27 protein-coding genes, 3 tRNA genes and 2 pseudogenes are annotated in these 23,677 nt (G+C 42.3%); 12 read left to right on the top strand and 20 right to left on the bottom strand.

The features are described from left to right. Nucleotides 1-61 precede the first annotated feature (61 nt). The 9 genes from F986_RS02350 to F986_RS02305 form a co-directional block, all read right to left on the bottom strand. Entirely contained in the window at nt 62-436 is a 375-nt protein-coding gene (locus F986_RS02350; RefSeq protein WP_004691598.1) for a hypothetical protein, read from the bottom strand. Then, nucleotides 433-1,809, bottom strand: a complete 1,377-nt coding sequence (locus F986_RS02345) for a replicative DNA helicase (protein WP_004691597.1) — start codon at nt 1,807-1,809, stop codon at nt 433-435. Before F986_RS02345 ends, F986_RS02350 begins: the two co-directional genes overlap by 4 nt. Continuing rightward, nucleotides 1,809-2,630, bottom strand: coding sequence for a helix-turn-helix domain-containing protein (locus tag F986_RS02340; protein WP_004691595.1), 822 nt, complete (start codon nt 2,628-2,630; stop codon nt 1,809-1,811). The genes F986_RS02345 and F986_RS02340 overlap by 1 nt, the downstream gene beginning before the upstream one ends. 146 nt (nt 2,631-2,776) lie before the next feature. Beyond that, entirely contained in the window at nt 2,777-3,334 is a 558-nt protein-coding gene (locus tag F986_RS02335; protein ID WP_004691592.1) for a hypothetical protein, read from the bottom strand. Nucleotides 3,335-3,641: 307 nt separating this feature from the next. Next, complete coding sequence (locus tag F986_RS02325) at nt 3,642-4,349, bottom strand: phage antirepressor KilAC domain-containing protein (protein WP_004691586.1); 708 nt, start codon at nt 4,347-4,349, stop codon at nt 3,642-3,644. Continuing rightward, the gene (locus F986_RS02320) at nt 4,346-4,639 is read right to left on the bottom strand and encodes a helix-turn-helix transcriptional regulator (RefSeq protein WP_004691585.1); all 294 of its coding nucleotides are present in this window, start codon (nt 4,637-4,639) and stop codon (nt 4,346-4,348) included. Before F986_RS02320 ends, F986_RS02325 begins: the two co-directional genes overlap by 4 nt. 114 nt (nt 4,640-4,753) lie before the next feature. Next, nucleotides 4,754-5,341 (bottom strand): hypothetical protein, encoded by a 588-nt coding sequence (locus tag F986_RS02315; protein ID WP_004691584.1) that lies wholly within the window; start codon nt 5,339-5,341, stop codon nt 4,754-4,756. Between the two features lie 218 nt (nt 5,342-5,559). Then, a complete protein-coding gene (locus F986_RS02310; RefSeq protein WP_026056402.1) occupies nt 5,560-6,765 on the bottom strand; it encodes a tyrosine-type recombinase/integrase in 1,206 nt (401 codons plus the stop codon). Between the two features lie 179 nt (nt 6,766-6,944). Continuing rightward, nucleotides 6,945-7,035, bottom strand: a tRNA-Ser gene (locus F986_RS02305). Nucleotides 7,036-7,156: 121 nt separating this feature from the next. Between F986_RS02305 and F986_RS02300 the strand changes: the two genes are divergently transcribed. Next, nucleotides 7,157-9,034: a potassium transporter Kup gene (locus F986_RS02300; RefSeq protein ID WP_004691581.1), complete on the top strand. Its 1,878-nt coding sequence runs from the start codon at nt 7,157-7,159 to the stop codon at nt 9,032-9,034. Between the two features lie 61 nt (nt 9,035-9,095). Here the strand turns inward: F986_RS02300 and F986_RS02295 are convergent, their stop codons facing one another. Then, nucleotides 9,096-9,692 carry a hypothetical protein gene (locus F986_RS02295; protein ID WP_004691580.1) on the bottom strand — a complete coding sequence of 199 codons (597 nt, stop codon included), beginning with the start codon at nt 9,690-9,692 and terminating at the stop codon, nt 9,096-9,098. A 256-nt stretch (nt 9,693-9,948) separates the two neighbouring features. Here F986_RS02295 and F986_RS02290 point away from each other — a divergent pair, with 256 nt between their 5' ends. Both F986_RS02290 and F986_RS02285 read left to right on the top strand, forming a co-directional pair. Then, on the top strand, nt 9,949-11,037 hold the full coding sequence (locus F986_RS02290) for a DNA/RNA non-specific endonuclease (protein WP_026056401.1): 1,089 nt from the start codon (nt 9,949-9,951) through the stop codon (nt 11,035-11,037). Between the two features lie 76 nt (nt 11,038-11,113). Next, the gene (locus F986_RS02285) at nt 11,114-11,359 is read left to right on the top strand and encodes a hypothetical protein (protein ID WP_004691578.1); all 246 of its coding nucleotides are present in this window, start codon (nt 11,114-11,116) and stop codon (nt 11,357-11,359) included. A gap of 91 nt (nt 11,360-11,450) precedes the next feature. Here the strand turns inward: F986_RS02285 and F986_RS02280 are convergent. Next, nucleotides 11,451-11,624: pseudogene (locus tag F986_RS02280) on the bottom strand (aquaporin); the annotation flags it as partial. A gap of 131 nt (nt 11,625-11,755) precedes the next feature. Continuing rightward, nucleotides 11,756-12,757 (bottom strand): AraC family transcriptional regulator, encoded by a 1,002-nt coding sequence (locus F986_RS02275; protein ID WP_004691575.1) that lies wholly within the window; start codon nt 12,755-12,757, stop codon nt 11,756-11,758. Between the two features lie 110 nt (nt 12,758-12,867). Here F986_RS02275 and F986_RS02270 point away from each other — a divergent pair, with 110 nt between their 5' ends. Beyond that, complete coding sequence (locus tag F986_RS02270) at nt 12,868-13,512, top strand: hypothetical protein (protein ID WP_004691574.1); 645 nt, start codon at nt 12,868-12,870, stop codon at nt 13,510-13,512. 343 nt (nt 13,513-13,855) lie between these two features. On the opposite strand, the gene F986_RS02265 is transcribed toward F986_RS02270, so the two are convergent. Beyond that, nucleotides 13,856-14,317 carry a hypothetical protein gene (locus F986_RS02265; protein ID WP_004691573.1) on the bottom strand — a complete coding sequence of 154 codons (462 nt, stop codon included), beginning with the start codon at nt 14,315-14,317 and terminating at the stop codon, nt 13,856-13,858. A 74-nt stretch (nt 14,318-14,391) separates the two neighbouring features. Then, nucleotides 14,392-15,150 (bottom strand): imidazole glycerol phosphate synthase subunit HisF, encoded by a 759-nt coding sequence (gene hisF, locus F986_RS02260; protein ID WP_004691571.1) that lies wholly within the window; start codon nt 15,148-15,150, stop codon nt 14,392-14,394. Between the two features lie 113 nt (nt 15,151-15,263). Here hisF and F986_RS02255 point away from each other — a divergent pair, with 113 nt between their 5' ends. The 4 genes and pseudogenes from F986_RS02255 to F986_RS18515 form a co-directional block, all read left to right on the top strand. After that, entirely contained in the window at nt 15,264-16,214 is a 951-nt protein-coding gene (locus F986_RS02255) for a homoserine kinase (protein ID WP_004691570.1), read from the top strand. Between the two features lie 13 nt (nt 16,215-16,227). Further along, a complete protein-coding gene (locus F986_RS02250; RefSeq protein ID WP_004691564.1) occupies nt 16,228-16,857 on the top strand; it encodes a DUF1294 domain-containing protein in 630 nt (209 codons plus the stop codon). A gap of 28 nt (nt 16,858-16,885) precedes the next feature. Continuing rightward, on the top strand, nt 16,886-17,278 hold the full coding sequence (locus F986_RS02245; protein WP_004691561.1) for a DUF4870 family protein: 393 nt from the start codon (nt 16,886-16,888) through the stop codon (nt 17,276-17,278). Continuing rightward, a pseudogene (locus F986_RS18515) lies at nt 17,248-17,412 on the top strand (FAD-dependent oxidoreductase); the annotation flags it as partial. The gene F986_RS02245 and the pseudogene F986_RS18515, both read left to right, overlap by 31 nt. Before the next feature lie 72 nt (nt 17,413-17,484). Here the strand turns inward: F986_RS18515 and F986_RS02240 are convergent. Beyond that, entirely contained in the window at nt 17,485-18,384 is a 900-nt protein-coding gene (locus tag F986_RS02240) for a DMT family transporter (protein WP_004691560.1), read from the bottom strand. A gap of 91 nt (nt 18,385-18,475) precedes the next feature. Here F986_RS02240 and F986_RS02235 point away from each other — a divergent pair, with 91 nt between their 5' ends. Next, complete coding sequence (locus tag F986_RS02235) at nt 18,476-19,024, top strand: helix-turn-helix domain-containing protein (protein WP_004691559.1); 549 nt, start codon at nt 18,476-18,478, stop codon at nt 19,022-19,024. A gap of 76 nt (nt 19,025-19,100) precedes the next feature. On the opposite strand, the gene hisA is transcribed toward F986_RS02235, so the two are convergent. From hisA to hisB, 5 genes are all read right to left on the bottom strand, one after another. Then, a complete protein-coding gene (hisA, locus tag F986_RS02230) occupies nt 19,101-19,832 on the bottom strand; it encodes a 1-(5-phosphoribosyl)-5-[(5-phosphoribosylamino)methylideneamino]imidazole-4-carboxamide isomerase (RefSeq protein ID WP_004691558.1) in 732 nt (243 codons plus the stop codon). A 79-nt stretch (nt 19,833-19,911) separates the two neighbouring features. Then, nucleotides 19,912-20,577, bottom strand: coding sequence for a 3'-5' exonuclease (locus tag F986_RS02225; RefSeq protein ID WP_017396911.1), 666 nt, complete (start codon nt 20,575-20,577; stop codon nt 19,912-19,914). A 95-nt stretch (nt 20,578-20,672) separates the two neighbouring features. Then, entirely contained in the window at nt 20,673-21,137 is a 465-nt protein-coding gene (locus F986_RS02220; protein ID WP_004691556.1) for a DUF805 domain-containing protein, read from the bottom strand. Between the two features lie 288 nt (nt 21,138-21,425). After that, a complete protein-coding gene (gene hisH, locus F986_RS02215) occupies nt 21,426-22,043 on the bottom strand; it encodes an imidazole glycerol phosphate synthase subunit HisH (RefSeq protein ID WP_004691555.1) in 618 nt (205 codons plus the stop codon). Next, on the bottom strand, nt 22,043-22,636 hold the full coding sequence (hisB, locus tag F986_RS02210; RefSeq protein WP_004691554.1) for an imidazoleglycerol-phosphate dehydratase HisB: 594 nt from the start codon (nt 22,634-22,636) through the stop codon (nt 22,043-22,045). The genes hisH and hisB overlap by 1 nt, the downstream gene beginning before the upstream one ends. Before the next feature lie 92 nt (nt 22,637-22,728). Between hisB and F986_RS02205 the strand changes: the two genes are divergently transcribed. The 3 genes from F986_RS02205 (at nt 22,729) to F986_RS02195 (ending at nt 23,580) form a co-directional block, all read left to right on the top strand. Then, nucleotides 22,729-23,106, top strand: coding sequence for a GNAT family N-acetyltransferase (locus F986_RS02205; RefSeq protein ID WP_004691552.1), 378 nt, complete (start codon nt 22,729-22,731; stop codon nt 23,104-23,106). Between the two features lie 186 nt (nt 23,107-23,292). After that, a tRNA-Phe gene (locus tag F986_RS02200) sits at nt 23,293-23,368 on the top strand. Nucleotides 23,369-23,504: 136 nt separating this feature from the next. Continuing rightward, nucleotides 23,505-23,580, top strand: a tRNA-Phe gene (locus F986_RS02195). Nucleotides 23,581-23,677: the final 97 nt, after the last annotated feature.

The raw sequence follows: 23,677 nt of genomic DNA, 5'->3' as shown, positions 1-23,677 counted from the left end.
TTCAGCGTATATCAAACATTGAGTCCGCCATTTACTTTCAGAGATGGCGGACAATTTGATATCAGAGTAATTCTAATTGCCCAATTTCATATTTATACGTTTGCCATTCACCTTCGCGTGGAATACGTTCAATACCTGTTTCAGCTCTCCAAAGTTCGATAAGAGCCTCTCCATTTTCAAAATTTGGTGTACCGCCACGTGCCCATTCTGAGACAGTTGAGGCGCTAGAAACGGGGAGAACAAAAGAAATTTTCTCGTGTGTCCACTTCAAGCGGCATAGATCAAGAATCATTCTATTGAAGTCTGGGCGCTTATAGCCACGTAGTTTCACCAAAAATTCTTTGACTTTCTTTTGCTGTCTAAGGTTGATAAATCTTTCGGCGGCAGATCTTTTAGATGCAATAGAATCTACGCGGTCACCCTGAATAAACATCATATTAAATTCCCCTGGATTTGATTAAGCGCATCATGATCTAGATTTGTAAATTGACAGTATTTCAGTTGAGCATGCATATATGCTGTACCAGCTTCGCCGTGGCGATTTTTCCCAACTATGGCTTCAGCAATGCCTCTAAATTGAGATTCCTTATTGTAAATTTCATCGCGGTATAGAAAGATAATCTGATCAGCATCTTGTTCAATCGCACCAGACTCCCGAAGATCGGATAGAACAGGGCGCTTATTTGGCCTCTTCTCTAGTTCGCGGTTAAGTTGTGAAAGTAGGACGATGACGCAATTAAATTCTTTAGCCATTGCTTTGAGCTCACCAGTAAAATAAGCAATCTTCAAGTCTTCCCGAGCAAATGGCTTAGTCGTTTTCATGATCTGTAGATAATCAACAAGTACAGCACCTACAAAGCCATATTGATGCTGAGTCTTACGTATAGATTCACGAATGTTGGCAATTGACGGACGAGATGTATCATTGATTTGCATCGGTACGTTTTTAAGCATTACCACGGCGTTTGTATATGCCGTAAATTCCTCTTTAGGAAGTTTATGTGGGGCATTGCGTAACACTCCAATATCAGCTGGTGCCATGGCGCAACATAGTCGCATTGCGATCTGTTCTTTAGGCATTTCACCGGACATAATCAAGACAGGTTTTTTCTGAATGATTGATACGTGGTTGGCAATGAGCTGCATCATAGTAGTTTTACCCATAGCAGGACGAGCCGCCAGCACCAATAAACAACCTGGTTCAACATCACCCAATTTTTTATCAAGATCATAGATACCAGTTTGAATACCTTTAATCATGGTTTCGCCAGCAATCATGGCTTCCATTTTTTGGCTGATTTCTAAAAAGGTATTTGATGCTGCATCATGAATGTGGAATAAAGATTCACTTGCAGATTCAGTATTTAAATTCGCAAAAGCAGCTTGAGCATTTTGTACTAATTCACCGCGACTAGTAGTTAAATGCCGAGCTTGTTGAATTACTTTTAGTGCTTCAACTTCAGCTTGTCGGCACACTGTAAAATCTTTCAATTTTTCAGCATATGATTGCAGATTGTAGAAACTGGAAGGAGCATCACTCATCAGTTGCATGAGATATTTCTCACCGCCTGATGCTTCCCCATGATTTCGCATTTCTAGCCATTGATTGACGAGTACAGCATCGTATGGAGAGTTCTTGCTATCAAGATCTACAATTGCGCTAAATATTAGTTTGTGGCGAGTAGCATGAAAATCTTGTTCAGTCAGCAGACTTTCAACTTGAGCATAAGAACCTGCAACGGTCATTAGAGCTGCAAGAACAGATTGTTCAATCTGTAGATTGTGAATTGGGGCAGTATTAGCATTCATTATATGCTCTCCAGTAAACTTTTAGGTTTTGAAGGCAGGTTGATTAGTGGTTGAGCTTGCTGAAGTTGTGATTGTTCAACGGCCTTTTTTACATAATTTGGATTAGCTTTTTGATAGCGTTCAAACTTATCGATAATCCAACGAACAAAGGAGTACAATTTTTTTGCATTCGGCATCACTTGACCTGAATAGTGCGCATTGAATGCCCCGAGTTGAAAATCAAAATCAGGTAGTCCAAAAATCAGTTCTAAGTTTTGTTGTTGACCAGCAGAATTTAAGACAGCGATCAATTGATTTCGGTCTGGAATCCACTCGTGTTCTCCAGAGAGATTCATTGATAGATTCAATGGTTGGTTCTGTATCCCGTTTTTGGGATCGTTCAAAACCCCGTTTTTGGTATCATTTAAATTACCACTTTCGGGATTATTTCCGTTATTGGAATCATTCCGTTTTTGGGGTTGTTTAATGTTCCCATTTTCGGGGATGTTCGGATTAGATTTAACTGGCTTTTCAATGCTTGAATCATCCCAATTTTGGGTACATTCTTCACGGCCTTTTACGCCATTTAGCTTAAGTACACGTACTCGTTTTGTCGGTCCCGTTCGCTCGCCAGTATCTTTCACTAGGTCAAGATTGATTAGCTCTAAAATAACTTTCTGAACAGTCTTTTCGTTCAATGCTGTATCTTTCGCAAGACGATCAATACTAGGCCATGCAGTATGATGCTCACCAGCTCGGTCTGCTAGTGAAAGCAGAACGAGACGTTGAGAGGAGTTTTTAACTTGAGCAGTCCAAGCCCAGCGCGTTGCATCAATGCTCACTAGACCCTCCTTGCCGAGTTGTTTTAATTACGGCGTTAAGGAGACGCTCCGGTGTCATTCGCACTGATTCAGCGTATGTATCTGATAAGGGCTGTGACTGAGAGTTTTGTGGTGCTGTAATAGTTTCTTTTGAGGCATTAGAAGGCTTATCCATTTTTAGATGCCTCCCATTCTGCTTCGTACTTTTCAAATTCAATTATGAAAGTGTTTCTGTGATTGTCAGATAAATAGTCTGCAATATTGATCAGATTTTCGAGGCCTGCAAAAACAGCATCACAAAGCGCTGTAGATGATTTTTTTACAGTAATTAGTTCATCTTTCATTTGAAAAATTAAAGTTGAAAGCCAGGTGGATACTTCATGAGCCAGACCATATGGCTCCAATAGATCTCCAGCATCATATTGAATATTTGAATTATTTAATCCATTTTTATATTTATCATGCTCTACATCAAAAATATTGCAGTAGTTGGCAGCTAGATCTTCTGCAATTGAAATAAGACTTTCAAGTACAGTAAAGCTATGAGGTACAGCGCTATTTTCTTGTTCAAGACTTTTAAGTCGAATAGTTTCTTTACTTATGCAGCTGATCAAAACTTGAGTTTGAGTAGTTGTATTGAATGCTAGTGAATAAGCATCAACCATATTGATCGTACGATATAAAGGAATTTGTTTTGATAATGAAATTTGTACTTTAGCGTTCATGACGAATACGCTCCTAACGATAGTTTAGAAGCTCTGCCATTTACTGCCAAGTAAGGGTGGCAAAGCTGAAAAGGGTTGGCAGACTGGTTCGTTAGAGTACCAGCACACTCGAAAGTGTCCCTCTCCAGCTTCACCATAAAGATGCGAATGCATAGAGAAATTACGCATAAAAAAAGCCCTGAGCGGACTGTATGCGCTAACGATTGATAGTCTGCCAAGACTAATTCGATGATTTTGCACCGAACAGAGTCAATATAGCCGAATCGTTTCAGTTTGAGAAGAGCCATTAAAAAAATAATTTTTAATTTCATGGTTGCTCTCCAAATCTTTTGGCAAGAATTTGCATGCCCTTTGGCAATATGAAAAATTCTGTTTGAGTGTAGCTATACGGCTGCCCAGTCGCTTTTACACCTTCCTTGAGTGAGTATTTAGTTTCACAGTAGCCGCGGTTTTCAGAGTAGTAAGTAGATGCTCTGGCACCATTTAAGTAACGATCCCAATTATGCTTTCTCAACCATTCCGCCAATGTCTGCTGTTTGATATTCAGGATCTTGCATGCTTGCTGGAACTTCACACCGTGTTCAGTATGCGTAATAGTTTCAATTGCCTTGCTCAGCACTTGGTTCTCTGACGTTAGCTGTAGATTCTGCTTGGCTTGGACTTCAATTGCTTGTAAAAGGTGCAGGGGATTGCTGATATCAAATGCTGGCGTCTGCTTTTCAAGCTCATACCAGCGTTTTACGATTGCTGCAGTAAATTCTGGACAAAGCTGAGCAACAACAGTTATTGAGTCAAGCTTTCCCTGTTCACCTGAAAATACGTATACATTTGAGAATTTATTAGGACTAACTGACTGTTTATTTTCAACTTTCATCAATGGTGGAAGTTGAATAACTCCACGTTTAGCAAGTCGTTCAATAGATAAATTTACTGCACGTGGTTCTGACTGAACAAGATCTGCTATTTCTGGACTAAGCATCTGATGTGCTGTTAATAAAAGATTAGAAGCATTCATTGAGCAGCCTCCATACCTTTTTCTTGCATCCAGGCTTGCACATCAGAAAGACGCCAAACAGTTACACTTGGGCTTAGCTTGATTGGAGCTGGAAAGGCACCACGTTTGACCCAATTCCAAATAGTTTTGTCTGAAACGCCAATAAGTCCTTTTGATGCTGGGCGAGCATTTAGTGTTTTAACTTGGCCCTTGTTAATCCCACTTTTGTAAACGTGTTCTGTTGGAGATTTGGCAGGGATGTTTGCTAAATCTTTAATTCGTAAAAAACGATCTTGATCAAGTGAAATCATAGCTATACCTATCCAAAGTGGAAGTCTTTAGATTTCTTTGCTAAAGACTGCGATACGTATAGTTTTGTTTTTTAAAGTATCCCGATAATAGGGGGGGCAACAATTTTCGGGATACTAAATTTCTAAATTGAAAGCTTCTTTTAAAATCATATTTCTTGTGACAAAATTTTCATTTTGGAGATCAACATTCAAAGCAGTATTGTACCAATTGACTAATCTGGTATCTTTTTTTGCATCCAAGTATTTATTTTCAAGAGTTTTTTTTGAAACTTTTATATCTGGCAAGTATTTGTCTTTGATGATGCTACAAGCATTACTAACGGAGAGGTTACTTTTTGTTGTACAGATATAATCAACAAGCGTGAAAAGACCTAATAATTCTGTGAAGCCCCATTTGTTTGATCTGCCTGAAGGAGCTGATTGCATCTGAAAACCTGGTTCATATTGTTGGGCTAATTTTGTGGCCAATAAAAACCAATGATTAGGATGATTGGGATCAATATCATGATATTTCATAAGTAAAAACATTTTAAAAAAGGTTAATTCATTTAAATTGTTTATTACTGCATCATTGTGTGCTTTAACCTCAGCTTCATGTTTTAGTTTTTCTTCTTCCGGTAAGCTTTTACTAAGTAATGATATTGAGCGCAGATTAGGGAAAGGCAATCTTTCGAGGAGTGGTTTTGGTTTTGGCTTTTTCATAGGCTTCCCACAGCATTCCCAAAGAGTTGCTAGGTAAATAAGTTGGGTACTTACTTGTCGGATGCCTCCTATACCTAGCTGGTTCAATATATCAAATAATCAGGTTATTGAACGTAATTGATTGTTTCTGAAAGTCTTAGTTTTTCGCCTAGATTAAAGGTTTCGATTTCGATAGGTTTAAAATGATGTAATTCCCCCTAATTCGAGGGAATTGGATTTTATGCACGTTTATTCTTTGGAAAGGGTACCAGGTTCTGTCTAAGCCCATCTATGAAGTCTGACCATTCTTGCATCATCTTGGTTCTGTACTGTAAATGCTGGGCATGGTTATAGGCTTGAGACACGGCGTTACCAGTTTTGTGGGCCAATTGAACCTCAATAGCATCATGCATGTATCCCTGTTCATGCAAGGTGGTGGATGCCAGACCCCTAAAACCATGACCTGTCATTTTGCCGGTATAACCCATAGTTCGGATCGCGCTCAATAGCGCATTATTGCTTAATGGTTTTGCCGTACTGTGGTTATAAAATACGAACTGCTTATTCCCAGTAAGAGGCTTTAGGCTTTCTATAAGTTCTATAGCTTGCTTAGATAAGGGAACGATATGCACTAAAGCCATTTTCATTTTATGGGGCGGGATTCGCCATTCTTGAGTATCAAAGTTGATCTCATCCCACTCCATGTTGATGAGTTCAGCAGTCCTTACAAAAGTTAAGGTCATCAGTTGTAAGGCTGTCTTTACCAAGATATTGCCATGATACCGGTCCATGCGATGTAAGAATGCAGGAAACTCGGATATATCGAGTCGAGCCATATTCTTTACTTTTCTTGGCTTTAACGCTTCTTGTAGATGTGGAGTAGGATCATTTTCTATTAAGCCTAGGCGGATCGCATATCTGAACACTCTGCCGGTAAGGGGGATAGAGCGCTTCGCCATCTCTTGGGCACCACGAGTTTCTATACGTTGAGCACATTCCACAATATCTTTCCCTTTGATTTGGTCGATAGGCATCTTCCCAATATATGGAAATAAGTCTTTTTCAAATACAGAGAGATCCCTAAGGTATGTACCATCCTTAATAATAGCTTTTCGACCTTCCAACCATTCCAGAGCCAAATTTTGAAATAAAGTACTTTGATCTATTTCAGCTTTACGTTCTTTCTTCTTTTCAGCTGGATCAATTCCATTGCTCAGCAATTCCCTAGCTTCTAAGTGCTTTGCTCTGGCTTGGGCAAGGCTCATAAACTCATAAGAGCCTAAAGTTAGATTTTTTTGTTTGCCATTAAAACGATAAGCATAGATCCAAGTCATACGACCAGTGGGAAATACATGAAGTTGTAGTCCATTACCATCACTGTATTTATCTGGGGTTTTCTTATCAGCAGTAGGCTTTAGGCGCTTAATCTTTGTGTCGGTGAGCATGTTGATATACCCCATTGTTGGTATAAATATGTTGGTATTCATGCCATACCAACCTTTATACCAACACTATACCAACGATTCGGAAGTATTGCACTTCTTTGCGGTAGACAATAAAAAAGGCTCAATCCCTTTAGAATTAAGCCTTTCTTCACTGCTTTGGAGTGCAGTTCTTTCGAATTTGGCGGTGAAAGAGGGATTCGAACCCTCGAAACGCTATAAACGTTTACACACTTTCCAGGCGTGCTCCTTCAGCCACTCGGACACTTCACCATGGCGGAGGATAATATCGAAAAACATAGCCATCGACAAGGTGAAACAATTGAATTCGAGCAAAAGTTTTAGCTCAATGATATGATTCGCAAAAATAGTGTCGATAATTGAAGACAAGCTTATGCAAAGTACTGCAAAAAAAGCCGCCTTGCCTGCGATGACCTTGGCAGCATTAGGGGTCGTGTTTGGGGATATTGGAACCAGTCCACTCTATGCATTGAAAGAATCCTTCCATGCTGCACATGGCTTGGGCATCACCCCTGCAAACGTATTGGGTATTTTGTCCATTATCTTCTGGACCATGACCATGGTCATTACCATTAAATATTCTGCAATTGTAATGCGTGCAGATAACAATGGTGAAGGTGGGATTATGGCTTTGCTTGCACTCAATTTGCGCAATACCAATTTTAGCCATCGGAAAAAATTACTGTTAATTTCGATTGGCTTTATTGGGGCGTCACTATTTTTTGGGGATGGGATCATCACCCCAGCCATTTCAGTCTTGTCTGCCGTAGAAGGCTTATCCATCGCAACCGATGCACTTGACCCTTATATTGTGCCGATTGCAATTAGTATCGTCACTGCTGTATTTGTTATGCAAAAGTATGGGACAGCCTTTGTCGGTAAGTTCTTTGGCCCACTGACCTTATTGTGGTTCTTCTCTCTGGGTATTCTTGGGATTTCGAGCATTATTCAAACGCCTTTGGTTTTGGGCATGCTGAGCCCACATTGGGCATTTCAGTTTATCGTGACCAACCCTTTAATGGCCTTTTTCATTATGGGTGCGGTAGTGTTGACCGTCACAGGTGGCGAAGCACTGTATGCCGATATGGGCCATTTTGGTCCTGTGCCGATTCGTTTGGCTTGGTTTATTGTGGTCTTGCCGTGTTTACTGCTCAATTATGCAGGACAAGGTGCATTGCTGTTGCGTGATCCGACTGCGATTGAAAACCCATTTTACCTGTTGGTGCCAGAGTGGGGCTTGTACCCAATGATCTTCTTGGCCACTATGGCCGCCGTTATTGCATCTCAAGCGGTCATTTCAGGCGTCTTCTCTTTAGCGCGTCAGGCCATTCAATTGGGCTATTTACCACGTTTAAATGTGAAGCATACTTCAGATTCGGAACAGGGGCAGATTTATGTACCTTTACTGAACTGGATATTGTTGGCATCGATTATTGTCTTAATTTTAATCTTCCAAACCAGCTCACAGCTTTCGCATGCCTATGGTCTGGCGGTCACCATGACCATGCTATGTGACACCTTATTGATTGCGGTATTTATTCGTTATACATGGAAATGGAGCATGCCAAAATTGGTGCTGCTGATTATTCCATTCCTTGTTTTAGATTTGGTCTTGGTGAGCGCGACCTCACTTAAAGTATTATCGGGCGGTTGGGTTCCATTGCTGATTGGCGGTATTGCATTCATGTTATTAATGACATGGAAACAAGGTCGCGAGTTAACGTTTGCCAAGCTTCAGCAAGATACCTTGCCACTCGATTTATTTGTACAAAGTATTGGTGATCAAGCCAATTGGGTTGAAGGCGAGGCGGTCTTTTTAACAGGGACACCAACCGTTGTGCCACATGCCATGTTGCACAATATGAAGCACAATAAAGTACTGCATCAAAAGAACATTATTCTGACTGTTAAAATTCAAGATGTTCCTTATGTGGAAGAGTCCGATCGCTTCCATGTCGAAAGCATGAATCAGCATTTCTATCGTCTTGAATTGTACTATGGCTTTAAAGATGAAATGAACATTCCACAAGCACTAGAAGCCGTGTATCAAGCGATTGAGCTGGAATATAACTTAATGCAGATCAGCTTCTTTGTATCGCGTGAACGGATTATCAGTACCGTGGGCGATGGTATGGCGCCGTGGCGTGAAAAGCTCTTTATCTCAATGCAAAGGAATACCAGTCCTGTGAGTGACTTCTATCAGATTCCACCAAACCGTGTGGTTGAACTCGGTAGTCAGATCGAGATTTAAAACCTCAATAAAAAAACCAGCATATATGCTGGTTTTTTTGGAGGATAAATCAGCTGAAGTCTTAGTTCATTGGGTCATTTACAGGTGCTTCAGGCATCGCTTGGACAGGCTGTTCTGCTGAAGCGTCAGGAAGTGCCTGTGCTGGGGCATCTGATGATGGTAGTGAATCAGGCTCAACCGCATTGACAGGTGCCTCTGCTGATGAATCTAATTGCGGTGCAGCAGCTGGGGCAGCATTCATGTCTGCATTTGCCGTGGGTGCGACAGCATCATTTAACGCCGCTTCAGCTTGTTGTGCTGAGAGTTCTGCATTCGGTGCTAGTGGATGTTGCTCCGTTGGAGTCGCAGCGACGTCTTGTGGCACTGTGGTATCAGGTGCGGCGGCTTCACTCTGTGGTGATGTTGGCATCACGACTTGGTCATTGGGTACACCTTGGCCCGCTGGGCTGATAGGTGCTGCATTTGGATCAAGCAATTTAATTTGCCCTGAGCTTACGAGTTCTTGAATAGAACCCAGTTGACCATTAACTGTAGTCGTGACTTTGGCTTGAGAGAGACTTTCTAAGGTGTCACCCGGTTGGATAGGTGGCTCGGCAAAGGCTGAAGCACTTATCACTGTGCCGATTAAACCAAGAGAAGCTAAAATCTTAGAATGCATAAGAACTCCGTAAATTGCATGTATTATTTCGTTCGATTCATTTTTACCTTGGCATATTTTTTGAAGCGACAGCAATCAAAGATACGCAATCGCATCACGTTGCCGTAGGAAAACTCTACAAAAAAGACATTTTGTTACATGAAAATCATCTAAATATGGCGTTTTGTTTAATTGTTATGCGAATAGAACTCGAGCGATATACTTCGTATACGCTGATTGTTAAGCTCGTGAAAAACCGATGTTTATTGTAGTTGTGATGGCGAAGAAGAAAAGTAGTTCAGGTAAGTCAGTGTTTAACATGTTTAATCAAAATGGCCTGAAAGTGATTTTAGGATTGGTGGCAACGGGAAGTTTTGCGATTGCCTTTGGTCAAGAAAAAATTCAGCAATACGTGTCTTTAAGCCCAAGCTCAAATTCAGCCTGTTTAGAACAATTTTATCGGGAAATTCCGCCTTATTTACTCAAAGAAAGTTTAAGTAAACACAGCTATGCACTGTGCTTTAACGGTTTTAATGTGATGTATTCGGGCGTTTCGAAAACTCCCCTCTGGGTTGCAGAGGCTCTGACGCCACAGCGCCTGAGCCAAAAAATTCCACGTGAAGATAGTTTTCACGAAGAAAATAATGTTGCAACCGAACATCGAGCGACATTGTCGGACTACCGTGGTTCAGGCTATGACCGTGGACATATGGCACCGAATGCTGATATGCCCAATAAAGCCGCACAATTCGACAGTTTTTCTTTGGCCAACATGGTGCCACAGGCCCCTAAAAATAATCAGCAAGTGTGGCGTGAATTGGAAGAAGCCACACGGGCGCTTGTGACCAAGCAAAAGCTGGATGTTTTTGTGGTAACTGGGCCTGTATTTCAGGGCAAAAAGCTCAAGACCATTGGTCAGGGAGTGATTGTTCCGAGTGCGGTTTACAAAGCGGTCTATATGCCAAAAACGGGTGCAATCGGCGCTTATTACGCACCGAATGATAATTCACAGCAGGTAAGAATTGTCAGTGTCTGCTATTTGGAAGAGCAGTTGGGTGTGAATTTATTTCCGCAACTGACAGAAGAGCAAAAACGTAATACCTATAAACTACCGTTGACAGCAACGGCGGTAAAAGCCAATAGTGCAATTCAATACTCACATTGGGATGCGGAAAGTCAGTGTGCAGAAGAGGTTTCATCCGAGCAGCTCAAAGCCTTACAAAAAAACTTTAAATCGGGCTCTACTCAGTCGAGTAGTGGTAGCACAGTCACAAAGGGTACGGGTATTGATGCGGCGGATCAAGATGCGATTGTGAAACAATTGGTCGATGCCTTATTGCAATATATTTTGCAGCTGTTACGTTAAAGTTCTAGGCAGTTGGATGTATAGACATTTGACTGCAGTGCCTAATGCCTGAAAAATAAAGAAGAGTAAAAATAAAATGTTTAAACCTTTTGTACAAGGTAACGAGTCCCATGCCATCCATGATTTGACCCTTGAAAATGACACGGACTGCGTCAGTATTTATGGCAATTTACAACTCACCAAAGACCAAGCTGGCCTAGCTGCGGCCAAAGCATTGCAGGCGTATCTGAATGCCATTGTGCAACAGCTTGAAAGTGAAGCTCAGCTTCCTGAGAAAATTGAACATCCGCATTCGAGTGAAATTGACAATCCATTTTTATAACATAAGCCTATCTATGTTCCATGTGGAACAATAAGAAAAGCCCACAGATTGTGGGCTTTGTTATTAATGGATAGAGAAAAAATTAATCCTCGCCAGAGATATGTCTAAGTGCAAAGGCACCCGTTAAAACGGTTAAATCAAAGGCAAGTGCAACGCCAAGAAAGCCGATGCGCAACTCGGGAAAAGCTGCTGCAAAAATGGCACTGCCACAGCCTCCGAAGACCAACCAAAACGTTCCGATGAATTCAGCAAGATATTTATTCATAATGCACTTTTTGTAGTTATTGATGTTTTATTCGCGTAGAACTTTATATTTAACGAGAAAAGCTCGTTTTTTTAATCAATTTAACAAAAAAAGCATGACATCCTGATGACGTGGATCAAACAGGTCAGATTTTAGTGAAAATGCTGGATACGCCACTGCTGAGGTGTGACTTGGGTCCAGTGTTTAAAGGCACGTTGAAAAGCACTTTGTTCAGAGTAACTCAGCAACAGTGCAATTTCCTGTAAGCTGAGGTGTGGATCTTTTAAGTATTGCTCCGCCAAAATACGTCGAACTTCTTGCATCCGCTGTTGGTAGGTCGTGCCTTGTTGTTGTAAGTAACGTTGCAGCTGTCGGACTGAAAAATTTAGTTGCCGAGCAATATGTTCAATTTGATATTGGTTTTTTTGTAGTCCCGTTAAAATCGCATGCTGTAAGCGCTGATCGATGTGAGTAGAGTTGGGAAGTTTTTCCAGTAAGGCTTCAGCTTGCTGTAAGAGCAATTTTTGCAGGGTTTGATCACCTTGCTGAAAGGGTATGGATAATTCGCTGAGAGGAATCATCATCATCGGTCGGCTTTGAGAGAAGCGGACTTTACAATTAAAGTACTGCTCATACAGTGCCGTATTTTTCGGTGCAGGATGAGTAAAATGAACCTCGCTGAGCTGGATGTCATCATGGGCGACAAAGTGTTTCATAAACTGAATGATCAGCGCCATGGCCACTTCATTGCTGAGTTGTGTGGTCAGTTCAATTGGCATCTCCACCCAACCAAAGCATAGATTTTCACCTTCAACTGCCACATACAGTGAACTGCCATCATAAATGAGACGGTGAAAGTCATGATAACGGGTGAGCGCTTCGCCTAAATTTTCGCAGGACAGTGCAATATAGCCCAAAATGCCTAAATGTTTGGGCTGTACATACTTTGCAATCTCGAGTCCGAGCACAGGGATGTGCAGATGGCTGTCAAGATCATTCAGTAACTCTAACCACAGGGCATAATCAAAACGTTCTAAGTTCTGTGCTTTTTCAAGCTGTTCAGAAATTGGGTAACCCACGGCTTGGCAATAGGCATAGAGTAAATGCCCCAGTCCACCGTAGACAGAACCTGTGTAGTCTTTGAAATGTTGCATTTATTGGCTCTATTGTTCTTGTCGTGATTTGTCAATGAATTTGAATACTAGGGTCAATATTTAGCATAGTTTCCACATTATATTCAATCTGAATATAGGAGGAATTTGCCATGTGGAAGGGTTTTGTCGCAGGACTGGTGGTTGCCAATGCGTTTGAGTGGGTTGCACATAAATATATCTTGCATGGAACACACCGTGCTGGAAAGCCACGCTATAGCCCCGTGCCTGACAGCATGAAATCGCATTGGGAGCATCACCGAGAAGTGCGGAAAACTACATTTCATGATCATGATCATGGTTATGTTGAAGGTTGGAGCAATTGGCGTACCAAAAATGAAATCGTGTCACTCGCTGTCGTGGCGGGTGTGTTTGGTACATTATTTTATCCTGTCTCCAAAGGCATGACGTTGTCTGTGTTGTACAGTGCAGGAAATTATTACTACATCCACCGCCGTGCGCACTTAGAGCCAGACTGGGCAATGCGTAAGATTCCTTGGCATTATGATCATCATATGAACTCTAATCAGGATGCCAACTGGTGTGTGACCAAGCCGTGGTTTGATTATATTTTAGGAACGCGGGTCATTTCCTCGTTGGATTTGCAAGAGCAAAATCCGTTGGGTATTGCTTTACCTCAAGTGGTGTCGGATAAGCTCACCCAGTGGGTCAATCAGGTCTTCCCTGCAAAATGGGTTAAGGCACCTGAAGCGATTCCACTGAACTCAGCGCAGACGACGGAAACGGTTGCAGGATAACTGAATAGGTATTTTTGTCGTGATATGTCAATAATATTGGTATGTATTGTCAATATTTCGTCATTTGAACATTCTATAGTAAAGCTGTTGATGAGGTGAAATCATCTCATGAGCACTAGTACGTCATTTTTCATTTTCCAGTTTAACAAGACAATGTTGTAGTTATTCTAGGTTTATAGGGAGTCGCAAGACTCCCTTTTTTTATCTCAAAAATTGAGAGCGTAATTGTGGTCAAGAGCCAGCGAACATTCTAAGCTTTAACATCTGCTGCATAATAGAGGCGATAGTACTGTCCGACTTGGCATTAGCTCAGCTGTGCAGAAGTACAGCGTAATTGAGCCATTTAATTCGCCTGCTTTTTAAAGCCGGTTAAAATATAGCGATCCATTTCATCGGTATAGTCAGGGGAAAACTGAAAGCAAACATGCTCGTTGATGTTTAAGGTTTTGAGATCAGGGAAGCTTTGTCTGGCACGCGGACTATTGCTAAATAAAAAACCTTGTCGATCACTCTGAAAGTAAAACACTTTTTCAGTACTGATGTTGTGCCGTCGGTAATGGGTGACCTCTGACCATTGCGTAAAAATACCACAAGCCCGAATTTGATCAGGTGCAATCAGCGCTTTTTCATAATACTGTTTAAACTGGTATTTGCAGAAGCTGATATAGCTAAACAGGCATAAACCAAGGAGTAACAGTACAGCCAGCATACCGAAAGGGCGGTCAGCATATTTCTTCATCAAAAGGATGAAAACAAAACAGATCAATAGACCACAAATAAATAAGATTAGTTCTAAGTGATACATTTTTTCTCATCTTTAAAATGATAAAAAGAGTACTCGAAAGCACTCTTTTCATAGGTTCTACGGTTATGGTCTGTTTATAGACGCATTTCAATGCCTTGTTCCGCAAGGTATTTCTTCGCTTCAGGAATGGTGTGTTGTCCAAAGTGGAAAATCGAAGCAGCCAGTACAGCATCTGCACCACCTTTTAAAATACCATCGGCCAAGTGTTGTAAGTTTCCGACACCGCCCGAAGCAATGGTTGGAATAGTCACGCGGTCATTGATTTGACGCATCAGCTCGAGGTCATAACCTGCTTTAGTACCATCGGCATCCATCGAAGTAATCAGCAGTTCGCCTGCACCAAAGTCGGCCATTTTCACGGACCATTCAATCGCATCAATACCCGTTGGTTTACGGCCGCCATGGGTAAAAATTTCCCATTTATTCTCGCCCGTTTTTTTTGCGTCAATGGCAACCACAATACACTGTGCGCCAAAGCGTTGCGATGCTTCTTGTACAAATTCTGGGTTAAACACCGCTGCTGAGTTAATGCTCACTTTGTCCGCGCCAGCATTGAGTAAGAGGCGAATGTCTTCAACTTTGCGAACGCCACCACCGACCGTTAAGGGAACAAAAACCGTTTCAGCCATACGTTCAACCGTACGATAAGTCGTGTCGCGACCATTCGAAGTTGCGGTAATGTCTAAGAAGGTAATTTCATCAGCACCTTGTTCGTTATATCGACGTGCTACTTCTACTGGGTCACCTGCATCACGAATATCAAGGAATTGAACACCTTTCACTACACGACCGTTGTCTACGTCGAGGCAAGGAATAATACGTTTAGCTAGCATAATTTTTTCCAAAAATAACAGCCGATTATGAAACTTCGCGACTTAGATGCTACACCTTAATAGTCGGAGCGGGTATTCTATCAAACTTATGTAAGTTTTTTTGCAGGTTTTATATGTCGGTTTATACCACTTTGACTTTACAGGAAGTTCAGGCGTTTGCAGCACCTTATGGACTTGAGGTAATCGATCTGATCCCAATTCAAGGCGGTATTCAAAATACGAACTATTTTATTGTGTGTGAAAATGCTGTGCAGTATGTATTGACTGTATTTGAAGAAATGGATGAGCAGGGCGCAGGCGAGTTGGTTCCTGTACTTGAGCATTTAGGTCAGGCTGGTTTAGCGGTTCCTGTACCTTTAAGTCACTCAGGCAAAGCCATTCATAGTTTAAAAGATAAACCTGCCCAAATTGCCCCACGGATGATGGGCAAACACCCCATGCCTGCGACCCTTGAACAAGCCGAGGCGATTGCGGTTGCACAAGCACAAATGCACGTGGCACTGCAAGACTTTCCACTGGAGCGTGCAGAATACCGTGACCATGACTACTGGCTCGCTGTAGCGTTACAGATGAAACCAACTTTAAGTGAGGCGGATCAGGCACTGCTCAGTAAGTTGTTGGGTTTATATGATGCATTATCGGCGGTTTATCCGAATCGTCCTAAGGGCTTTATCCACTCGGATTTATTCCGTGACAACACTTTGTTTGAGGGCAATCAGCTCAAAGGCATTTTAGACTTTTATGAACTGAATAAAGATGAGTTCTTGTTTGATATTGCGATTACCCTGAATGACTTCTGTACCGAATATCCAAGTGTGCATTTAAATGAAGACAAGGCCATCACATTTTTAAACGCCTATGAAAGCATTCGTCCTTTGACGACTGATGAAAAATCTTGCCTAGAGTTGTATCTGGCGATGGCTGCTGCGCGTTTTTGGATGATGCGTTTACAAGTGGCACAAAAAAATGCTGAACAAGGCCGTACGGGGGATGACATTTTGCAGAAAAATCCTGCCGAAATGCGTAATATGGTGATTGACCGCTTAAAGTTTGTAACTGTTTAAATAGGAAAGAAAAATGCGTGACCAAGGACGACTCGTTGAATGGTTCGATGAAAAAGGCTATGGCTTTATTCAGCCCAACGATGACAGCAAAGATCGCGTGTTTTTACATATCAAGGATTTTGCTCGGCAAGGTCCTCGTCCTATTTTAGGCTGTGCGTTGGAATACAACGTGCTTGTGGATGCGCAAGGGCGTTATCGTGCACAGCAAGTTAGTTATTTAAAAGCATCACAAACCCAAAAGAGCCGTACCCAAAAAGTCTCCCCGAAAAAGACCGAACAGGGTCAACGCTGGAGTCCAATGCAAATTACGTCGGTGGCATACATCGTGTTTTTGGCGTTATTGGTACTCCTGGGGCGTTTGAGTGGATTGGTGCTGCTGTTGATTAGTGTGATGAATGCGGCCAGTTATTGGTTCTATGCACAAGACAAAGAAGCTGCACAAAATGGACAGCGCCGTGTACCTGAAAATACACTGCATCTCCTTTCATTTTTGGGCGGTTGGCCTGCAGCATGGTTAGCGCAGCAAAAGCTACGACATAAAACACAAAAACAACCCTTTAGAAAGATTTACTTTTGTACAATTCTATTCAATATTCTTTTAATTTTATGGCTTATTTCTCCTTTCAATAGTTTGCCTATTTAAAGTTCAAGCCCACTTTATGAGGGACAATATGAATTATTCAGTCGATCAAGATCCGAATCGTAGTCTGACTTTTATTCTTTATATTTTGTATATCGTTGCGATTTTTTCCGCAGGCATTTTAGCCATTATTGCTTTAGTGATTAATTATGTGAAGCGTGGCTCTGTGCGTGGTTCCATTTTTGAGAGCCATTTTACTTGGCAGATTCGCACCTTTTGGTGGTATTTGATTTGGAACGTGATTGCCTTTGTGCCATTTATTTTCTTATTCTTTACGGGTGAAAATGCCACCGCTTTCGCAGGTGTCGCACTCGGTGCTTCAACCTTCTGCGTGTCTGTGATTGGGTTGTCGTGGGTGTGGATTGTGTATCGTGCCATTAAAGGCATTATTCGTTTAAACGACAATCAACCGATGTATCAATAAAAAACAGGTTGACCCGTATTCAACATCAAAACATTCCTTTTTGTCGTGCACTGGCGCCGTTGGTCATTCCAATAGCCAAAAGCATGTATGGAATCGGAGCAATGATTAATCCGGGCAAGATGGTGTCATTCTAACCGCCTGACGATACTGCTGAATCCGTGGCCATTGATCACTCGATTCAGCCGTTTTTGCGTTTCGGAGATAGGCTAAAGCTGTTCGACGTTCTTTTTCGATTTCAACAGTTTCGGTTTCCATTCACTGATCATAATGCCAAACACCACCAAAAGCCCACCCAACAAAGCCAGTGGTGCTAAGCGTTCTCCTGCAAGGCGTCCAAATAGTGCTGCCCATACAGGCTCTCCTGCATAAATAATTGCCGCTTGAGATGGATTGACTGAGCGCTGTGCCCAATTCATTACATATTGAATCACGGCACTGGCAAGACCCAAGCCGAGTGCGATACTCAGTAAAGGCCATGAAAAGTCTGGAATGCGGTGTTCACCTGCCAATGGCATGGCTGCAAAGGCGAGCACAGAGGCAACTGCCAGTTGAATCACCGTCACTCGACCAATATCGACTGTTGAAGCAAAATAACCAATCAGGATAATTTCAATCGCTATAGCGATTGCACCGAGTAGGGTTAAGGTCTGGCCAAAATTCAGTGAAATTGAATTCAGACTATTGCCTGTGAGTAAGACTAAGCCAATAAACGCACAGAGCGCACCGATCCAAATCATAAAATGGGGCACTTTACGAAAGATCAGCCACAACAATACAGGCACCAAAGGCACATACAGTGCGGTTAAAAAGGCAGATTCACTGCTACTGACTGTTTGTAGTCCGACCGTTTGTGTGCCATAGCCAATAGTGACCATACAGCCAATGAGTGCACCTGCCCACAAGTCCTGTCGGGTAATGTGCTTTAAATGCTGATAGGAAAATAAGCCAATAATTGTCGCGGCGCAGGCGAAACGACAACCCACAAAGAACATAGGGGAGCTGAAATTTAAGGCATATTTCACGGCCAAGAAGGTACCGCCCCAAATAAAGGTAATTAGAATCAGTGCAATGACAGGTGCTTTAGAGCCGAGCTGAGTATTCAACATAAAAGAATTGGTGTGCAATATATTGCACATAGCTTGTCATGCTTTGTTTTTATGTGCAATATATTGCTCAATGTTTTTTTGATTTATCTCTATGAAGTCTCCTGCGGTACTACAACACGTCAGTCAAAATGTGCGTCATTATCGAAGTTTAAAAGGCTTGAGCCAGCAACAACTGGCGGATTTGGCTGGTTTAAGCCGTCGTATGGTGGCTGGAGTTGAATCAGGGCAGGACAATATTAGTTTGGCGAAACTCAGCTTGATTGCCGATGTGCTTGAGGTCGATTTTGTACAGATTATTGCTGCGCCTGAACAGCAAGGGCAAGCGGTGGTCAATATTTTGGCTTGGCATGGTACACAAGCACACAGTGAAGCAAAATTAATGGCCTCGGCGGCAGCAACACAAAAAGTTGAACTGTGGACATGGGTACTTGCCCCAAATGAGCACTATAGTGCAGAACCCGACCCAGTCGGTTGGCGTGAGATGCTCTATGTGATGGAGGGGGAGCTAACTTTGGATTTGGCGGGTGACATGAAAGTCTTAGGTGTAGGTGAGTCGATTGTGTTTTCGAGTGCCATCGAATACCAATATATCAACCGTGGAACTGTACCGTTAAAGTTTATTCGTAATGCGATTTATTAAATAAGATGCAGATCTTACATACTGATATTTAGCGCATAAAAAAGAGGTCAAAAGACCTCTTTTTTAACTTCTACAATTAGAGCGATTGTTCATCTAACAGCAATTGTGCTTCACGTAGGTTTAAACTGCCTTCATAAATTGCACGACCGGTAATTGCACCCAAAATACCCGGTTGACCTTTGAGGTTACGTACGTCATCAAGGTTGGTCACACCACCTGATGCAATCACAGGTAGGCCAGAGTATTGTGCCAGTTGAACAGTTTGCTCAACGTTCACACCTTGCATCATCCCGTCACGGGCAATGTCGGTATAGACAATGCTTGATACGCCTGCATCGGCAAAACGCTTGGCCAAATCGGTTGCTTTCACATCGGTCACATTGGCCCAGCCATCGGTGGCCACCATGCCATTCATGGCATCGATACCGACAATGATATGACCTGCAAATTTCTTACATGCTTCTTCAACAAACTCAGGGTCTTGAACGGCTTTGGTGCCAATAATGACAAAAGACACACCCGCTTCTAAGTAGTGTTCAATTGTTTCTAGTGAGCGAATACCGCCGCCAATTTGAATTGGCAGTTCAGGTTGTGCTCGAGCAATGGCTTCAACCACAGGTTTATGAATTGGCGTACCAGCAAAAGCACCATTTAAATCGACCAAATGTAAGCGACGCGCGCCTTCATTTACCCAGTGCTGTGCAGTTGCAACAGGATCATCAGAAAAAACCGTATCGTCTTCCATACGACCTTGTTTTAAACGAACACATTTGCCATCTTTCAGGTCAATTGCAGGGATGATCAGCATGCTTTCGCTCCTAGCCAAATCTTAAATAAAATCAATGTCCGTCATCTTAGCAAAGTATTGGCAATTTTCTAAGCATCTGTTACAGCTTTTCATGACGACAAGGTTTTGTTGTTTTTTCTAATTCTTTGGAAATATCTTTTGGGAGTCGCTCTAAACGCCGCAATTCTTCAAAAACCAACAGCGCCGCATAGGCATCGGCAGCGGCATAGTCAACTTGTTCAGGCGTGAGTATTTTCCTCGCCCAATTTGAAGTGCTGACTTTTTTGCTTTTCGGGAAGTTGAGTTGAAACAGCAGGGCGATGGCATTTTTAATGCCGACAGGGTTGGTCAAACCAAAGCTTGCAAAGCATTTTGACAGCTCAACCACGCCTTTGAGCTCAAAACCTTTTTTGCGGAATAGATGGGCATCATTTTTTAAACCAAAGCCCACTTTGAGTTGGGCGGGATTCGCCAAAAATGGCGCAAGGAAGTTCAAAATGGGTGGACTCATTTGAAACAAATAAGCATGCTCGACGCTAGCCAGTTGAATGAGATGCGGACCCGTGGAAACTTCTCCCACTTGAAAGGTCGGTTTGGACTCGCTGTCAAAACCGAAGATGGAAACCTGTTCCAGTTCAGCACGGATTGCTTCACACTGTTCGAAGTTTTGAATGACATGAATTGCTTGTTTTGGCAAATTTTGAAAACGAGGAAATTGTTGAATTTCGACTTTGCTGGGAAGGATGTGTTGAAAAGAAGAATCCATCATGCTTTAACTATGCCACTGTTGCTTAAGCCTAAAGCTTTTGCGTTGATTTAGCAAAACAGCCGACCTAGGCAGGCTGTTTTGCACAGGTGATTTTAGGACATAAAACCAGCCGCAATACCGCCGATAATCGCTAAAACGAAAATCAGGATGTAAATCCATGCCAAAACGGCTTCCCAGCCTGCGGTTGGGCGTGGTGAGCCATAGCTGTTGCTACGATCATCGCCTGGTGCGAAAATCAGGTAAAGCATTAGGATCACGTTGGCAAGAGGCACTAGCATCAACAGTGATAACCAGCCCGTATGGTTGCGGTCATGTAGGCGACGAATAGTAAATACAAAAGTGAAGTACATGAGCGCAACATAGATCAGGACGATAAAAATCATGCCGCCACCGAAGTTGCCTGTTTCCAAGTTCACGAAAGTATTAGGAAAGATGGCGATGAATATACCTAGAATAATTGACGCTACAATGGCAAGTAGACAGTTCCATGCAAGGTATGAAAAACGGCCGAAACGACCTGCGGCATTTAGCGCAGATTCTTGTGCATATTGAGTCATAGTGACTTACCTTATCGTTGTAAATTAAGTTTTTTATAAATAAAAATGTCTAAAAAGCAGGCAAATAATAATCAAATTTGGTGCCAATGAAAAGGCATCGTAGTCATCTTGAGTACACTAGTTTGCTGTAAAGCAAAGATTTTATATCTTCAGATGTATAGGAGTGAGGCACACGCCTCATTTATTTAAGCTGTTTCTGATTTATTTTGAGTCTAGGTGCATCAATTTTGGATAAACAAAAGCCCAACCGAAGTTGAGCTTTTTCAATCAAACAGAGGCTGGAATAAATTAAATTTTCCATTCCACAAAGTTTTTCAGCAGTTGTAAACCTGCGGTATGACTTTTTTCAGGGTGGAACTGGGTCGCAAACAAATTTTCTTGATGAATGGCTGTGCAGAACTCTAAACCGTAGTCACAGGTCGCCGCCACAATGCCAGAGTTCTTCGGTTCAACATAAAAGCTGTGCACGAAGTAAAAACGTGCATCTTGCTCAATGTCTTTCCACATTGGATGACTCGGATCGGCTTGATGAACTTGGTTCCAACCCATATGGGGTACTTTCAAGCCGTCTACATCAGGAAAGCGTTTCACACTGCCTTCAAAAATACCGAGAGCATCGACTCCGCCATTTTCTTCAGAGCGTTGCATCAGCGCTTGCATACCGACACAAATCGCTAATACAGGCTTATTAAATGCCGCATGGCGAACGACTTCATCAATCCCTGCTTCATGCATGCCTTGCATACAGTCACGCATAGCACCTACGCCAGGGAATACAATTTTGTCAGCTTGAGCCACTAACTTGGGATCATTGGTCACATCGACCGTTGCACCAACATGCTCAAGCGCTTTTGCTGCTGAGTGTAGGTTACCCATACCATAGTCAAGAAGGGCAATACGGGTCATTACAAACTACCTTTGGTTGAAGCAATGGTGTTGGTTGCACGTGGGTCAATTTCACAGGCCATACGAAGTGCACGCGCAAATGCTTTGAACACACTTTCAATTTGGTGGTGGCTATTTTTACCTTTCAGGTTGTCAATGTGTACTGTCATGAGTGCATGGTTCACAAAGCCTTGGAAAAACTCAGAGAATAGATCCACATCAAAACGACCAATCATGGCACGGGTAAATGGAATATCCATAAATAAACCTGGACGGCCAGATAAGTCCACCACAGCACGGCTTAAAGATTCATCTAACGGTGCATAAAAATGACCATAACGACGTAAACCTTTTTTGTCACCTAAAGCTTTGGCAAAAGCCTGTCCAAGCGTGATACCACAGTCTTCAACCGTGTGGTGATCATCAATTTCCAAGTCGCCATCACATTCAATATCAATATCAAATAAGCCATGTCGCTTGATTTGATCAATCATATGATCTAAAAAGGGAATACCTGTGTTGAGCGTGCCTTGACCCGTACCATCGAGGTTTACACGAACTCGAATTTTGGTTTCGTTGGTATTTCTTACCACTTCACTGATACGTTCTGTCATAGACACGTTCCTCAAAGACGTCAAATAATTGATGTAAAATGTTTCGCCGTAACGAAGTCACCGCATATTAGATTGCTCAGGAGGGTTTATCAATGCCTATTACCGTACACGCTTATACTTCACTGGAAAAAGAAGAGTTGCGCAGCCAGCTAGAGCGACTGTACGACACCAGTCCTGAATTTGGCGATGGGCATGATGCCGTAGAACAACTTGAGCAAAATCTAGCTCAGTATACCTTACTTTACACCGCAGAATTTAATACTAAAGTCATTGGTGCCATTTGGTGTAGTGGGCAGGGTGAAAATAAAACCTTAGAATACATCGTAGTACATCCTGCTAACCGTGGACGAGGGGTTGCGGAGCGGCTGGTTGAAGAAGTCTGTCGTATGGAAGAGGCCAAAGGTGTCAAAGTGTTCGAGCCGGGTTGTGGTGCGATTCACCGTTGCTTAGAGCACATTGGTAAAATTTAAGCTTTTTTAAAGCAGTCTTTGGGCTGCTTTTTTTCATGAATAGTGATGGTGATGCGCTCTAAGTACAAAGGATGACTCAAAAAATGTACGAAGGGTGCTGGGTTTGCTGTAAAAGTAAACACTCAAATGATTTTTTTGAAAACGGACTTGACGCTGCTTCGCTTAAACTGTTTAATACGCGACATCGGCGTGATAGCTCAGTAGGTAGAGCAACGGATTGAAAATCCGTGTGTCCCCAGTTCGATCCTGGGTCTCGCCACCATATTCAAAATCTTATTTAAAGATTTCAATCCCTGATCCCATCAGGGATTTTTTTTGCCTGAAATTTATCCGATCAAATAAAAAAGTGATGATTTTTATTGACTATTCATCCGAGATACGGCTTAATACACGGCATCGGCGTGATAGCTCAGTAGGTAGAGCAACGGATTGAAAATCCGTGTGTCCCCAGTTCGATCCTGGGTCTCGCCACCATATTCAAAAAAGCCTCAAACAATGTTTGGGGCTTTTTTTTGTCCCATGAAAAGTAGGATTGTATAAGGTGTTGGACAACATCATGCTTTAGTTAATG

Origin of the sequence: Acinetobacter johnsonii CIP 64.6 (assembly GCF_000368045.1) — a bacterium.
In the GTDB taxonomy this organism is placed as follows: domain Bacteria; phylum Pseudomonadota; class Gammaproteobacteria; order Pseudomonadales; family Moraxellaceae; genus Acinetobacter; species Acinetobacter johnsonii.
Note: the sequence above shows the minus strand (reverse complement) of the source record. Positions and strands in the feature narration are given on the sequence as shown.